Origin of the sequence: Rhodococcus sp. ARC_M6 (genome assembly GCF_022810305.1) — a bacterium.
Classification (GTDB): Bacteria; Actinomycetota; Actinomycetes; order Mycobacteriales; family Mycobacteriaceae; genus Rhodococcus_F.
The window spans coordinates 17,421-31,113 of sequence record NZ_JALGQH010000047.1 but is presented as its reverse complement, the minus strand read 5'-3'; the positions used below and the strand labels follow the sequence as shown (position 1 = coordinate 31,113).

The 13,693-nt window shown below is 64.2% G+C and carries 13 protein-coding genes and 1 pseudogene; 8 read left to right on the top strand and 6 right to left on the bottom strand.

Features of this window, described 5'->3' with window-relative positions; genetic code table 11:
• Nucleotides 1-456 precede the first annotated feature (456 nt).
• Nucleotides 457-516 carry a hypothetical protein gene (locus MTX36_RS30715; protein ID WP_374230567.1) on the bottom strand — a complete coding sequence of 20 codons (60 nt, stop codon included), beginning with the start codon at nucleotides 514-516 and terminating at the stop codon, nucleotides 457-459.
• Between the two features lie 70 nt (nucleotides 517-586).
• Nucleotides 587-676: pseudogene (locus tag MTX36_RS30710) on the bottom strand (hypothetical protein); the annotation flags it as partial.
• A 292-nt stretch (nucleotides 677-968) separates the two neighbouring features.
• Between MTX36_RS30710 and MTX36_RS28205 the strand changes: the two are divergent.
• Complete coding sequence (locus MTX36_RS28205; protein WP_243622968.1) at nucleotides 969-1,766, top strand: IS5 family transposase; 798 nt, start codon at nucleotides 969-971, stop codon at nucleotides 1,764-1,766.
• A 198-nt stretch (nucleotides 1,767-1,964) separates the two neighbouring features.
• Here the strand turns inward: MTX36_RS28205 and fadD5 are convergent, their stop codons facing one another.
• From fadD5 to MTX36_RS28190, 3 genes are all read right to left on the bottom strand, one after another.
• Nucleotides 1,965-3,554, bottom strand: a complete 1,590-nt coding sequence (gene fadD5 / locus MTX36_RS28200; protein ID WP_243622967.1) for a fatty-acid--CoA ligase FadD5 — start codon at nucleotides 3,552-3,554, stop codon at nucleotides 1,965-1,967.
• Between the two features lie 20 nt (nucleotides 3,555-3,574).
• Nucleotides 3,575-4,351 (bottom strand): enoyl-CoA hydratase, encoded by a 777-nt coding sequence (locus MTX36_RS28195; protein ID WP_243622965.1) that lies wholly within the window; start codon nucleotides 4,349-4,351, stop codon nucleotides 3,575-3,577.
• A gap of 437 nt (nucleotides 4,352-4,788) precedes the next feature.
• Complete coding sequence (locus MTX36_RS28190) at nucleotides 4,789-6,315, bottom strand: class I adenylate-forming enzyme family protein (protein WP_243622964.1); 1,527 nt, start codon at nucleotides 6,313-6,315, stop codon at nucleotides 4,789-4,791.
• Between the two features lie 192 nt (nucleotides 6,316-6,507).
• Between MTX36_RS28190 and MTX36_RS28185 the strand changes: the two genes are divergently transcribed.
• The 5 genes from MTX36_RS28185 (at nucleotide 6,508) to MTX36_RS28165 (ending at nucleotide 10,860) form a co-directional block, all read left to right on the top strand.
• On the top strand, nucleotides 6,508-7,692 hold the full coding sequence (locus MTX36_RS28185; protein WP_243622963.1) for a lipid-transfer protein: 1,185 nt from the start codon (nucleotides 6,508-6,510) through the stop codon (nucleotides 7,690-7,692).
• The gene (locus MTX36_RS28180) at nucleotides 7,693-8,166 is read left to right on the top strand and encodes a MaoC family dehydratase N-terminal domain-containing protein (RefSeq protein ID WP_243622962.1); all 474 of its coding nucleotides are present in this window, start codon (nucleotides 7,693-7,695) and stop codon (nucleotides 8,164-8,166) included.
• Nucleotides 8,167-8,171: 5 nt separating this feature from the next.
• Entirely contained in the window at nucleotides 8,172-8,591 is a 420-nt protein-coding gene (locus tag MTX36_RS28175) for a MaoC family dehydratase (protein ID WP_243622966.1), read from the top strand.
• A 6-nt stretch (nucleotides 8,592-8,597) separates the two neighbouring features.
• On the top strand, nucleotides 8,598-9,428 hold the full coding sequence (locus MTX36_RS28170; protein ID WP_243622961.1) for an SDR family NAD(P)-dependent oxidoreductase: 831 nt from the start codon (nucleotides 8,598-8,600) through the stop codon (nucleotides 9,426-9,428).
• A 238-nt stretch (nucleotides 9,429-9,666) separates the two neighbouring features.
• Nucleotides 9,667-10,860, top strand: a complete 1,194-nt coding sequence (locus tag MTX36_RS28165; protein WP_243622960.1) for a TetR/AcrR family transcriptional regulator — start codon at nucleotides 9,667-9,669, stop codon at nucleotides 10,858-10,860.
• Nucleotides 10,861-10,942: 82 nt separating this feature from the next.
• Here the strand turns inward: MTX36_RS28165 and MTX36_RS28160 are convergent, their stop codons facing one another.
• Entirely contained in the window at nucleotides 10,943-11,587 is a 645-nt protein-coding gene (locus MTX36_RS28160; protein WP_243622959.1) for a TetR/AcrR family transcriptional regulator, read from the bottom strand.
• 88 nt (nucleotides 11,588-11,675) lie between these two features.
• Here MTX36_RS28160 and MTX36_RS28155 point away from each other — a divergent pair, with 88 nt between their 5' ends.
• Nucleotides 11,676-12,539 (top strand): CoA transferase, encoded by an 864-nt coding sequence (locus tag MTX36_RS28155; protein WP_243622958.1) that lies wholly within the window; start codon nucleotides 11,676-11,678, stop codon nucleotides 12,537-12,539.
• Complete coding sequence (locus MTX36_RS28150; RefSeq protein ID WP_243622957.1) at nucleotides 12,518-13,693, top strand: thiolase family protein; 1,176 nt, start codon at nucleotides 12,518-12,520, stop codon at nucleotides 13,691-13,693. Before MTX36_RS28155 ends, MTX36_RS28150 begins: the two co-directional genes overlap by 22 nt.

Genomic DNA, 13,693 nt, shown 5'->3' with positions numbered 1-13,693 from the left:
CCCCGAACCTGTGGGCACTGCGGCATGAACGAGACAGTGTGGTGGGCGTTGACGGTAGGCGGAACCAACCCGGGCATGCTGACCGACACGCAACGCGCGACCATCGAACGCATCAACGGCGAGCCTGGATCGATCACAGTCGAGACCGAGACCTGACCACCACCGAGTAGTACGTCCGTTTCCTACGCCTTCCACACCGTGCTCCTCGAACTGTGGAATCTCTGATCAACCGGAAATCATGTCGTGGTCGAGTGCCGATGGGCGCTACCCCGTTGCCATTTTTCACAGTCGGTACACCCGTTTCTGGCCACGCCATGCTCCGAGACGGCACCCTCTACAAAACGTCCCAGCGGAACTTCGGCGGCTGCGTGACGGGCAATGTAAGGGCAGCAAAATGCTGCTACGAACGGGCCCCGTCTGCCACGAGGCTCGACATCGGACACCGCCGCCTTGGGCTCAGAACCCGCGAAAGACGCCGTCCTCATCGGCAGAGGATGCAAAGTCTTCGAAATCCATATTGGCGCAGCGATAAATTGTTCTCGATCGCTGCCATTTCACTGAGAGCCACCCGCAGGGTAGGGATCTCATCTCGTTCCGGATCTCTGTTGCTCGCACCCACGGCGAGAATCGGATGCTCAGGATCTGACAGCGTCCGACTATCCGCGAGCTTGGCCACAGGTTCGCCTTTTCGGACGTCAGCCTGGATTTTTCACGTAAAGCCGGCTTGCATCAGTGTTGAAACAGTGAAAGATGCACTCGCACTGCGATAATGGCGTTGGCTAAGAGGGCATCTGAATACTCTGAATTTGGGGAGCGTCGGCGTGTGACGACCATGGAATGAGCGAACTCCTGGTAGGTCAATAGGTGCTTACGCCACGACCCGACCAGGAGTTCACTTGTCATCATCGCTCATTTCGCTCTGCCCGTCATGCCCTACCCCCGATCATGCCGGCGGACACCGATGCGCGGTGTACCCGTCGTCGTCGGTCACCGACGCACAGTGGGCGATCCTCGAACCCCTTCTCCCACCCGCCGGAAACACCCAGGGACACGGTGGTCGTCCCGAGAAGCACTGTCGCCGTGTGATACTCGATTCAATCTTTTACGTCGTTCGTGGCGGGATCGCATGGCGGCAACTGCCGTCGGAGTTCCCTCCCTCGACCACTGTGTGGGCGATCTTCGCCCGCTGGGTCCGGGCGGGTGTGTGGCAGCGGATCCACGACGCGCTGCGTGACCGTGCCCGTATCGGAGACGGGCGCAATCCGCTGCCGTCGGCTGCGATCATCGATTCACAATCGGTGCAGGGCGCCGACACCGTGCCCCGGTCCAGCCGAGGGTACGACGCGGGCAAGAAGACCAACGGCCGCAAACGTCACATCGCGGTCGACACCAACGGGTTGCTACTCGCTGTTGTGGTGACCATGGCCGGGATTCAGGACCGGGACGGTGCGGTCCGACTCCTGGCGGCGTTACGTGCTCACTTCTCGACGGTCAGCCTGGTCTGGGCTGACGGTGGCTACGCCGGCAGGCTCATCGGTTGCGCCAAAAGTGTTCTGTCACTGACTGTTCAGGTCGTCAAGCGCACCGACAGTGGCAAGGGATTCAAGGTTCTTCCCCGGCGGTGGGTGGTCGAGAGGACGTTCGCGTGGATCTGCAAGCATCGTCGTTGCGTCCGTGATTACGAAACCCGATCCGACCATCATGAAGCGATGGTCTACATCGCCATGATCGCCACCATGTCACGCCGACTTGCCCGTACTGCCTGACCCCGCACCACAGTTTTCAGACACGCTCTTATACGTGGGCGACACCACGCAGTTGACGGTGACGATCCTGTTGAGTCAACACGAAGACCTGAAAATCGACGTGACCATCATGAACCTGGTGTTGACGATCGGTGCCTCGCAGGTCACCCAGAGCGGGCGGCACCTCGATGAGGTACCGCCCGCAAATCGTAGTGTGGCTCAGGAAACTGCGTCGACAGATCGAACCTTCTCGCGCAGTTCGCCCTTCATTACCTTGCCACTTGCATTGCGCGGCAGGGCTTCCACCACAACGATGTCCTTGGGATGCTTGTAGCGGGCCAAGCGATCGGCGAGGAACGTGCCGAGTTCTTCGATTGTCAGATCAGCACTGGAGCCGGGTGCCATGGCGATAATCGCTACGGGTACTTCGCCCCACTTGGTGTCAGGGCGACCGACCACCGCAGCCTCGACGATCAGATCATGTTCGTAGAGAGCATTTTCGACCTCGGCGCAGTAGATGTTCTCACCGCCCGAGATGATCATGTCCTTCTTGCGGTCCACGACGTACACAAAGCCTTCGTCGTCGACGCGCACCAGATCGCCGGAGTGGAACCAGCCGCCAGTGAAAGCGTCCGCAGTGGCTTGCGGGTTGTTCCAGTACTCGCTCATCATCGTCGGGCCGCGGTAGACGATCTCGCCGATCTCCCCGGGCGGGACGTCGTCCATGTTCTCGTCGACAACACGCGCCGAGATGGTCGGGATGACGCGACCGACGGATCCGAGTTTGCGAATAGCGTCCTCACCATCGAGAACGCAAGTGATAGGCGACATTTCGGTTTGACCGAAGACTGCGACGTTGAATGCGTCGGGGAAAGATTCCGCCATTGCGCGCAGGATCGTGTCCGACGACGGCGCCGCGCCCCAGGAAATATTCTTCAGTGACAATGCGCGGGGTTGCGCTTTCTGGACGGCACACACCGCCTGCCACTGAACCGGAACGAGGAACAGGCTGGTGACCTTCTCGGCTTCGAGGACGTCGAGAAGTGCACCCGGATCGAAAGCCCCGAGCGGATGGATAACCGTGGTGGTGCCCAATTGCAGGCTCGGAGCAATGGATCCGAGGGCCGCGATATGGAACATCGGTGTCGCGCAGAATCCGATGGAATCCTCTTTGAACAAATGGAATGCGCGGATGCAGGTCAAGGACTGAGACGCGAGATTGGAGTGCGAGAGCACCGAACCCTTCGGTCGCCCAGTGGTTCCCGAGGTGTACATGATGAGTGCCGGTGTGTCATCAGGGATGTCGCGAGGGATGTGACTGTCGCCGGCCTCGGCGATCAGATCCTCGTACGTGAGGCTGTCACCTTCGGCCGGCGCGCCGACGGTGATGGAGATGTCGATGCCGTCGGATGCAGCGCGCGCCGCGGCGGCCAATGGAGCGAGCGGCCCTTCTGCGACAATGACTTTGGATCCCGAGTCGTTGACCAGGTACGTGACCTCAGGCGGGGTGAGACGGAAGTTCACCGGTACTGCGATTGCGCCCAACGCATTAGTGGCAAGGACTACCTCGAGGTATTCGGGGCGGTTGAGCATCAGGATCAAGACACGGTCGCCGAAGCTGACGCCGCGCCGGGAGAGGGCGTCGGCAAGTTTGTCGACGCGTTTGCTCAGTGTGCTCCAGGAGATGGAATCACCGAGGAATCGCAGCGCGGTGTGATCAGGGATCATCTGCGCGTGGTGAGCGACCTGGTTGTTCCAGTTGGTACGTCGCAAGCGCTGTACCTCGGACGCTGTATCGATGGAGGCTATGTACGGTTTCCTCTCTTGAATCACTTGAAGTTCGGTGCGCGCTTCTGGAGCATTGCTGTTGCGCCCTCGGCAAAGTCGGCGCTGACAAGAAGTTCTACTTGGCCGGTCTTTTCGAGTTCCAAGGCTGCATCGATGCGGTCGAGTGTTGCGGCATTGAGGGCAGCTTTGGTGAGTTCGACGGCACGCCGCGGCGCTTTCGAGGTACGCGTCGCGATGGCCTCGATGTGTGCCGCGAATTGATCGTCGGGAATGGTTCGGGAGACCAGGCCGAAGCGTTCTGCGTTCTCGGCCGACACTCTTTCGCCGAGTAGAAACATCTCCGCTGCCCGGGCTCGGCCGATGGCCGCAGGAACCAAGGCGCTGGCGCCGCCGTCGGGCATCAGTCCGATGTTGACGAACGACAGAAGGAAGTACGCACTTTCGGCGGCGTAGGTCAGGTCTGCGGCGAGCGCGATGGAAACACCGACGCCGGCAGCGGGTCCGTTGACTGCGGCGATCACGGGCACTTTAGCGCTGGTGATCGCCCGGATCAGGGCGTTTGCCGCGTCCATGACGACGTGAGGTTCAGCAGGGTTCATCGCGGCTGCCGCGAGGTCGGCGCCGGTGCAGAATGCGCGGCCGGTTCCGGTGATGACGATGGTGCGAACAGCAGGGTTGTCGGCCGAGTTGGTAACGGCGTCGACAAACGCGTTCATCGTTTCGAGGTCGATCGCGTTCATACGCTCGGGTCGATTGAACGTCAATCGGAGGATGCCGTTGTCGAGTTCCGACAGGATGCCGGCCGTCGTGGTTGTCATGCCGAACCCGTACGGGTGTTGTTACACATGCGAATCATCAGCTCACAGCTACTTTCTTACGGTCGGTCAAATCCAAGGTGTTCCGTTGGCGCAAGCCGAAACTCGTGCCGGCGGCGGGGTTTTCTGCAAGAGTTGTGCGAATGTGGGTTAGCGCAATGCTCTGAATCAGCCTGTCAAGGCTGTTCGGAGGGCGGAGTTCAGAGCGGCATGGAATTTTCGTTTCCCAATCTCGCCCTCCCCAAAATCTGCGACTATGCCTGCACTACATGACTTTTCGTCGGCGAGGCGCACGGAAACTCCTGCTGCGTCCGCAGCCTCTTCGAGGAGTGCGCGTCAGGTTTGTCTAACAATGGTGCGCTAGATCGCCGAATCCAGCGGGGCCGCGGTCAGGCAGAGGCTGGCCGAGTTCAATGTCGGTCTCTTGAGTGAGTAGGCCGCTATTCGGCTGCGATTGTTTTGCGCACTATGCGTTTCAGAATCTTTCCCGACGGGTTGCGTGGGATCGAGTCGACGATCACGAGATCGTGCGGCAGTTTGTAATGCGTGATCCGGCTACCGCAGAACTCGCGCAATGCAGCCAAGTCCAGGCTTGCGCCGGCATCGATCACCGCGACGGCGACGATGGACTCCCCGTAGATCTCGTGCGGGCGGCTGACCACCGCGCAGTCGAGCACGGCGGGATGCGCGGCAATCGCATTCTCCACTTCCACCGAGTACACGTTGTGGCCGCCGGTGATGATCATGTCCTTGAGCCGGTCCACCAACGTCATGTAGCCGTCCGCGTCTAGGCGAGTGAGGTCCCCGGTGTGGATCCAGCCGTCGACCAAGGTCTCGGCCGTCGCCTCCGGCTTGTTCCAGTACTCCTTCATCATGGTGACCCCGCGCAGGATCATCTCGCCGACCTCGCCGGGGGCCACGTCGTTGCCTTCGGGATCGACAATGCGAACCTCCATCGTGATCAGCGCCTGCCTGCCGCTGGCCTCGGGGCGCTCGAGGACCTGCTGGTGGTTGAGGAAGATGCCGCCCGGGCCGGCTTCGGTCTGCCCGCACAGGTTCATGAACTCGACACTGGGAAATGCGGCGACGAGTTGTTGCACGGCCGACGCAGGCATAGGCGCGGCCCCGAAGAGCCCGGTACGCCACGCGGTGAGGTCCAGTTTGGCCAGGTTCGGTTGGCGCAGCAGGAGCTGAAACATGGTGGGCACACCGAAGAACAGGGTGACCCTCTCGCGCTCCAGGGTTTCCAGGACTTTTACCGGGTCGAAGGAGTTGTGGATGACGTGAGTGGCGCCAATCAAAGTGCCGGGGATGAGCAGGATATTCAGTTCCGCGGAGTGGTAGAACGGGGCGACATGCAGGAGGCGGTCACCGTCCTTGAGCCCGATCGTGGCGATGGAAGCGGTGGCCTCCCACATGATCCGATAGTGGTCGAACAGTGCGCCCTTGGGGTTGCCGGTGGTGCCGGAGGTGTAGAGGATCTCGGCATTGTCGGATTCCGAAACCTCGACCTCGACTGGCCCGCCGGGCTGTTCGGCGGCGAGCGCGAACAGGTCCTCGAACTCGACGGCTGGGTAGGTGGCGAAGATCCGCAGCCCGTCGGGGAGTCCGTTGGCGACGGCCGTGCGGACAGCGTCGGACAGGGTGGGGTCGAAGATCAGGGTGGCGGCGCCGGAGTCGCGGATCAGGTAGTCCAGCTCGGGGGCGGCGGAGGCGGGGTTGACCGGCACGACGACCGCGCCGACGCGAGCGGTGGCATAGAGGGCGATGACGAAGCGGTCGCTATTCGTCGACATCAGCGCGACCCGGTCGCCTTTGGCGACACCGCGCTCCAGCAAGACGGCGGCCACTCGGTCCACGTGGGCATCGAGTTCCGCGTAGCTATGGCGAACGTCTCCATGGACGAGGGCCTCGCGGTCAGGTACGCGGGCGGCGGTCAAACGAAGTGTTCCGGCGATGGTGGGCATGCGGACCTCCAGCTTAAGTGAATATCTAATTAGTGTAACTCGGATCACACTGTCGGTGCAGATTCAATCAGGACCGCAAGGTTAGCGCAAGACCTGTGGCTATTTACTGAAAATTTGGCTGCCCCCTATGCTTCCGCTGCCGCCGCTGATACCGTAAGTGTATATCCAATAGGTTCAATGTGGAGGTTCATTGTGCATGGTCGAGTAGTGATGGCAGGCGTCGGGATGATCCCGTTCACAACGCCAAGTCGGACGGCGCCGTACCCGGAGATGGCCGAGGCGGCGGCGCGGGCGGCGTTGGCCGACGCGGGCCTGGAGTACGCGCAGATGCAGCAGGCGTACGTGGGTTACGTGTACGGAGATTCGACGTGCGGGCAGTCCGCGCTGTACGGACTGGGACAGTCCGGCATCCCGATCGTCAATGTCAACAACAACTGCGCGACGGGCTCGACCGCGCTCTGGCTCGCACGCCAGGCCATCGCCAGCGGCACGGTCGAGTGCGTGATCGCGCTCGGCTTCGAGCAAATGCAGCGCGGCGCGCTCGGTTCGATGTGGGCGGACCGGCCCTCCCCGTTCGAACGCTTCGACACCGTGGCCCACGAAGTGCAAGGCGTGTCCGAAGCCCCACTCGCCGCACAGTATTTCGGTGGTGCGGGCCGCGAGTACGCCGAGCGATACGGGATGGACCCGAGGGTGTTCGCGCAGATCTCCGTGAAGTCGCGCAAGCACGCGGCCAACAACCCATACGCGGTGTTCAAAGATCAGCTCACGGTCGAGGAGGTGCTGGCCTCCCCAGCGATCTACGGCCCGCTGACCCGCTTGCAGTGCTGCCCGCCGACCTGTGGCGCCGCGGCCGCCATCCTGTGCAGCGAGGAGTTCGCCCGCAAGCACGGCATCGACGCGTCGGTGGTCATCCGCGCACAGGCCATGACCACGGACACCAGCTCGACGTTCGATGAGAAGAGCATGATCAAGGTCGTCGGCTTCGACATGGCGAAGACCGCTGCGGACCAGGTGTACGCCGCCGCGGGCGTCGGGCCGGAGGACATCGGCGTGGTGGAGCTGCACGACTGCTTCACCACCAACGAGGTCCTCTCCTATGAGGCGCTCGGGCTAACCCCAGAGGGCACGGCGGAGAAGTTCATCGCCGACGGCGACAACACCTACGGCGGCCGCGTCGTCACCAACCCGTCGGGCGGCCTGATGTCGAAGGGCCACCCGCTCGGCGCGTCGGGCCTGGCGCAGTGCGCGGAGCTCGTCTGGCAGCTGCGCGGGCAGGCGGCGGGCAGGCAGGTCGACGACGTCCGGCTGGCGCTGCAACACAACATCGGGCTCGGCGGCGCGGCCGTCGTGACCCTCTACGAGAAGGTGGGATAAATGTCCATCGGCCACACAGGGCTAGATCCCGCGGTGATCGGCACCCAGATTCCGGCCACGTCCCTGACCGTCGACGCCGGCCGGCTGCGCTTCTTCGCGAAGGCCATCGGCGAGGACAACCCGGTGTATACGGACCTCGACTCGGCGACGGCCGCGGGGCATCCAGATCTGCCCGTGCCGCCGACCTTCTTGTTCTCCATCGAACTCGAGCAGCCAGACCCCTTCGCGTGGGCCATCGATCTGGGAGTGGACCTGCGCCACGTCCTGCACGGCGAGCAGTCTTTCACCTATCACTCCACCGCGTTTGCGGGCGATGTCCTCACCGCCCGCCCGCGCATCTCCGACGTTTACGCCAAGAAGGGCGGGTCGATGCAGTTCATCGTCAAGGAGACGGCCGTGACTAGGGACGACGGCTCTGCTGTTGCCGATCTCACCAGCGTGATCGTCGTGCGGAACCCGGAGGCCGGCCGGTGACGATCATCGAAATCGGCACCCAGCTGCCGCCCGTGAAGATATCCCCGATCTCCCGGACCACTCTCGCGCTGTTCGCCGGAGCCTCGGGCGACCACAATCCAATGCACATCGACAGCGATGTGGCGAAGTCGGTGGGGCTGCCGGATGTGTTCGCGCACGGCATGCTGTCCATGGCCTACCTCGGCCGCGTGCTGACCAATTGGGTTGACCAGCAAGCAATCCGGAGCTACCGGGTGCGCTTCGCGGCTATCACCCCCGTCCACGGGCAGGTCACCTGCGCTGGATCGATAGTCGCGATCGACGATGTCGGCGGCGAGCGCCGTGCCAGCGTCGAGCTCACCGCCACCCTCGCCGACGGCACCGTGACCCTGCAGGGTGACGCGATCGTGGTGCTCTCCTCCTCTAACAACTCTCGAAAGGCGTGAATCATCATGGGAAATCTTGACGGCAAGGTCGCCATCGTCTCCGGCTCCGGGCGCGGCATCGGGCGAGAAATAGCGCTCAAGCTCGCCAGGGAGGGTGCCTCCGTCGTGGTCAACGACCTCGACGAAGGCCCTGCCAACGACACCGTCTCGGACATCGAGGCCGCCGGCGGCAAGGCCGTGGCCTGCGTCGGCAGCGTCACCGACGACGAGTTCGCGGAACGCTTTGTCGGCGCCGCGGTCGACAGCTTCGGCGGCCTCGACATCATCGTGAACAACGCTGGCTACACGTGGGACTCGGTGGTGCAGAAGATGACCGACGAGCAGTGGGACGCCATCTTGGACGTGCACCTGAAGGCGCCGTTCCGGATCCTGCGGGCCGCACAGCCGGTGATCTCCGCGGCAGTGAAGAAGGAAAAGGAGGCCGGCGTGCCCGTGCAGTGCCGCAAGGTCGTCAACATCTCCTCATTGGCAGGAACCGGCGGCAACGCTGGTCAGGCCAACTACTCCTCGGCCAAGGCCGGCGTCATCGGCCTGACCAAGGCCATCGCCAAGGAATGGGGCCGCTACAACGTCACCGTCAACAGTGTCGCCTTCGGGATGATCACGACTCGGCTCACCGACACCCCCGCGGGCGGCGACGGCACGATCAACGTGGAGGGCAAGGAGATCAAGGTCGGTGTGAACCCCAACCTGCGTGCTGCGATGGAGCAAATGATCCCGCTCGGTCGCGCGGGCCTGCCTTCCGAGGCGGCGGGGGCCGTCTACCTGCTGTGCACCCCCGAATCCGACTACATCAGTGCGCAGACCGTCGTCTGCGGCGGCGGAGTCAATGTGTGATCAGTCCACGGCGCTGTTCCTAGCTGTTCCTAGCTGTGACGCCGGTGGGCATGGGCGCACGGGGCGGGTGCGCGCGGGGCGGGTGCGCGCGGCAAGCCTGGATTGCCGGCACTGAGTTGCGCAAGTCGGTGATCTTCGCGGATGAGTTTCCGATTTCCGGCGCGGGTAAGGTCGTCAAACAAGAACTGCGAATGATGACGTGGCCGAACTGCCGGCCGGCGAGCTAGGAGACCAAGCGATGGCCAGCGGACCGGACATGCGGCTGGATGACCGTCCGGTCCGTGGCACTCGGCCGGGCAACCGCCGCGAGTTGATCGTTGTGGCAGCAGCGAAACTCTTCTATGCCAAGGGGTTCGCGAGGACCTCGATGGGCGAGATCGCGGAGGCCGTCTCGATCGGGCCGTCTGCGCTGTACCGGCATTTCAGGGGCAAGGGCGAGCTGCTGACGACGGTGGTGGACGAGTCGATCATCTCGGTGCGTGGCCTGCTCGAGGGGCTGGGGCCGGACAGGTTCGGCCAGCTGTCCGGCTTGCTGGCGCCGGTGCTGCTGGAACATCGCGAGATGGGGGTGATGTGGCGGCGCGAGTCCCGCAACCTCGACGAGGAGGTCCGAGCGCGGGCCCACGATCAGATTCGCGCGATCGCCGGGATCTTGGCGGAGGTGATCGAGGAAGGCCGCCAGGATCTGGGCGCCGATGATGCGGCGTTCCTCGCGTCTTGCCTGCTCGGCGTCGCCACCAGCATCTCCTTCCACCAGCTGACACTGCCAGAAGAGCAGTTCACGGAACTGCTGGCGAGCATGCTCGACGGCGTGCTGACGACATCCCTGCCCGCAGGAGTCCTAGATCCGGATTCTTCTCCAATGTTGTTGGCCCCCAGGAAGTCCCGACGGGAAGATCTGCTTGCCGCCGCTATCCGCCTATTCTCCGAGGACGGGTACGCGAAGGTCGGGATGGAGGACATTGGCGCCGCGGTGGGCATAGCTGGACCCAGCGTCTACAGCCACTTCGGCAGCAAGGCCGAGTTGCTCATCGCGGGCACCGTACGGGCTACCGAGTGGCTGCGAATGGATCTGGCCCAGGCCCTGGCGCGTGCGACAGACCCTGAGGATGGACTGCGGCGGCTCCTGTTGTCCTACAGCGCTTTTGCTCTGGCAAATCCACACATGGTGGATCTGCTCGTCACCGAGCTGGACCAATTGCCCGCCGAGGACCGCCTGCGGGCGCGGCAGTCGCAGTTGGACTACATCGCGGAATGGGTGCACCTGTTGCGGGCGGTCCACACGGAGCTTGACGCGGTGACCGCGCGGATTCTGGTGCAGGCAACGCTGTCGATGATGAATGACGTGGCGTTGATCCCTCGGCTGCGGGCGCGTGGTGGGCTCTGCGCGGAGATGGCGGCCGTGGGGGAACGGCTACTGGCCCTGCATTAGTCGGCCACGGGGCTGGACGTGGTGGATCCGGCCCCGGGGGCTTCGTGGCGCGCGGGCCGACTCAGCATGCGCCGCAGTGTGTTCAACCCGAATGCGCGGTTGCCCGGGCTGAATCGCGCACGGCCACGGTCAGCTTCGGCTTCTCCGACTCCGACTCCTCAGGCGCGGCGACTCGTTCCCAGACGCTGTCGACCAGGGGCTGCAGGAAGAGCTGGCCGAGCTGGCGGACGATAACGTCCACGATCTGTGCCGACTCGCGCTGACCTGTGGGCGCGAGGCCAGCCGTGCGAGCCTTCCGGAGCTCGGAGCGGCTCAGGGCCGTCAGCCGGTCGATCAGTGAGTTCGTCGGCTTGGCCGGGTCCAGCAGCGCGCGGCGCAGATAGTTGACCACCTCGGGGTGCGCGGCGAGCATCCGCTCTACTGCCGCGTCGCGGGCCGACATGACTTGTCTCGGCTCGCCATCGGTGGGCGCTTGCGCGATGGCCTGAGCGAAGTGCTCCACGAGGAGCTCCTCCACCGCGTCTCGCAGGCCGTCCTTGTTCTTGAAGTGGTGCACCACAAGTCCCACGGTGACACCTGCGGTGGATGCGACCGTCCGCATCGAGGTGCGGTCCTCGCCGAACTCCGCGTAAAGATCCATCGCGGTGTTGCGGATGCGGGCCTTGGCGGTCAAGTCTCCCGTGCTGGCACGCGGGTCGCTGCTGGGATCCATGTTTCCACCTCTCATCAGCGAACATCTTACATTCATAGAAAATTCTGTACATGTGCTGAATTAACTGTACAGTTGGTCAGTGACTTCGAAGGGAAGGCTTAAGATGCTCGACATCCTTAACGGCATACGTGTCGTGACCCTCGCGGTGAACCTCCCGGGTCCGCTCGCCGCCTCGCGGCTGAGTGCAATGGGGGCCAGCGTGGTCAAGGTCGAGTCGCCCGGTGGCGACCCTCTGGCGCATGGGGCACCGGGCTGGTATGCCGAGCTTCTGGGCGAGCAGCTGGTCGCAGTCCTGGACCTGAAGGACCCGTCCGATCTGGTCAAGCTGGATGCGTTGCTGACTGGGGCGAACGTATTGATCACCTCGATGCGGCCGTCGGCGCTGCGCAGGCTCGGGTTGGGGGACGCCACCGCCAGGTTCCCCGGGCTCTCCCACGTGGAGATCGTCGGCCACGACGGCGAGCTGGAGGAGCTGCCCGGCCATGACCTGACCTACCAGGCTGCTCATGGCACGCTGCAGCCCCCGCTGATGCCGGTGATCCCAGCGGCGGACCTCCTCGGCGCGGAGCGTGCCGTCTCCGCCGCGCTGCTCGGACTGATCGGCGCCGCCAAAACCGGTGTCGGACAGCGATATCGAGTGGTGCTCGAGGACGCAGCGGCCGCTGCCGGCGCCGCCATCCGGCATGGGCTCGTAGGGGAGGGCGCATTGCTTGGCGGCGCCACCCCGACGTACGGGATCTATCAGACCGCGGACGGCCACATCGCGCTCGGCGCGCCGGAGCCGCATTTCCGCAGCCGAACGCTTGAGGCGCTCGGCGTGGCGGACACGCACGAGGCGCTGGCACGGGTGTTCGCCGGCGCCAGCAACGCCCATTGGGAAGAACTGGCCGCACAGGTGGATATCCCCATCGTCGGCATCCGCAACGTGACCAGAGGAGAAGAAGAATGGCTGATCGAGAAGCTGTGATCGTAGGCGCCGTGCGCACCCCCGTCGGCAAGCGCGGCGGAGCGTTGAGCGCGTGGCACCCAGCCGACCTCCTCGGGCACACCCTGCGGAACTTGGTGGACCGCAGCGGGATCGACGCGACGGACATTGACGACGTTATCGCCGGCTGCGCCCTGCAGCACGAGCACCAGTCCGGCAACATCGGCCGGCACGCGGTTCTTGCAGCCGGACTGCCGGAGTCCGTGCCCGCGGTGACACTCGACCGCCAGTGCGGCTCCGGCCAGCAGGCAGTCAACTTCGCGGCGTTCGGCATCATGGCCGGCGCCTACGACGTGGCCATCGCGTGCGGCGTCGAGTCGATGTCGCAGGTCCCGATCCCGCTGGCGTTTGCGCCCGGCGCCCCGCTAGGCGCCCAGTACGCACCCCGCGAGCTGGCCCGCTACGACAACGCGATGGTCGCCCAGGGCGCCGCGTCGGAGCTGCTCAACACCCACCTCGGCGTCACCCGCGAGGAGCTCGACGAGTTCGGGATGCGCAGCCATCGGCGCTCCCACGCGGCCACCTCGGCGGGCAAGTTCCGCGAGCAGCTGGTGCCGATCACCGGCGACCCGGTCAACAACACCGGCCCCGAGATCACCGAGGACGAGGGCATCCGTGCGGAGATGGATCCCGCGAAAATCGCGTCGCTGAGAACTATCTTTTCGGCCGACGGCGCCACCACCGCCGCGAACTCCTCGCAGATCAGCGACGGCGCCGCTGCGCTGCTGCTCACTTCCCGCGCCTACGCGGAGCAGCACGGGCTCAAGCCGCGCGCACGGCTGGTCGCGATGTCTGTCGCCGCCGCGGATCCCATCCTCCAGTTCACGGCCGTGCTCGACGCCACCCACAAAGCGCTCAAGGTCGCGGGACTGAGCGCGGAGGACATCGACCTATTCGAGGTCAACGAGGCCTTCGCCGCAGTGCCCCTGATGGTCCAGCGCGAGTTCGACGTCCCCGATGAGAAGCTGAACGTCAACGGCGGATCAGTCAGCATCGGGCACCCGCTCGGCTCCACCGGGGCCCGGATGCTCACCGACCTGCTGTGCGAGCTCGAGCGCACGGGAAAACGCTACGGACTGCAGACCATCTGCGAGGCGAGCGGCACCGCCAACGCCACCATCATCGAACGCATCTGA

What these genes read in the sequence shown, in the direction of transcription:
- MTX36_RS28195 (WP_243622965.1), bottom strand. Translation starts at nt 4,351, where the DNA reads ATGACAACCACGACGGCCGGCATCCTGTCGGAACTCGACAACGGCATC.
- MTX36_RS28190 (WP_243622964.1), bottom strand. Translation starts at nt 6,315, where the DNA reads ATGCCCACCATCGCCGGAACACTTCGTTTGACCGCCGCCCGCGTACCT.
- MTX36_RS28180 (WP_243622962.1), top strand. Translation starts at nt 7,693, where the DNA reads ATGTCCATCGGCCACACAGGGCTAGATCCCGCGGTGATCGGCACCCAG.
- MTX36_RS28170 (WP_243622961.1), top strand. Translation starts at nt 8,598, where the DNA reads ATGGGAAATCTTGACGGCAAGGTCGCCATCGTCTCCGGCTCCGGGCGC.
- MTX36_RS28165 (WP_243622960.1), top strand. Translation starts at nt 9,667, where the DNA reads ATGGCCAGCGGACCGGACATGCGGCTGGATGACCGTCCGGTCCGTGGC.
- MTX36_RS28160 (WP_243622959.1), bottom strand. Translation starts at nt 11,587, where the DNA reads ATGAGAGGTGGAAACATGGATCCCAGCAGCGACCCGCGTGCCAGCACG.
- MTX36_RS28155 (WP_243622958.1), top strand. Translation starts at nt 11,676, where the DNA reads ATGCTCGACATCCTTAACGGCATACGTGTCGTGACCCTCGCGGTGAAC.
- MTX36_RS28150 (WP_243622957.1), top strand. Translation starts at nt 12,518, where the DNA reads ATGGCTGATCGAGAAGCTGTGATCGTAGGCGCCGTGCGCACCCCCGTC.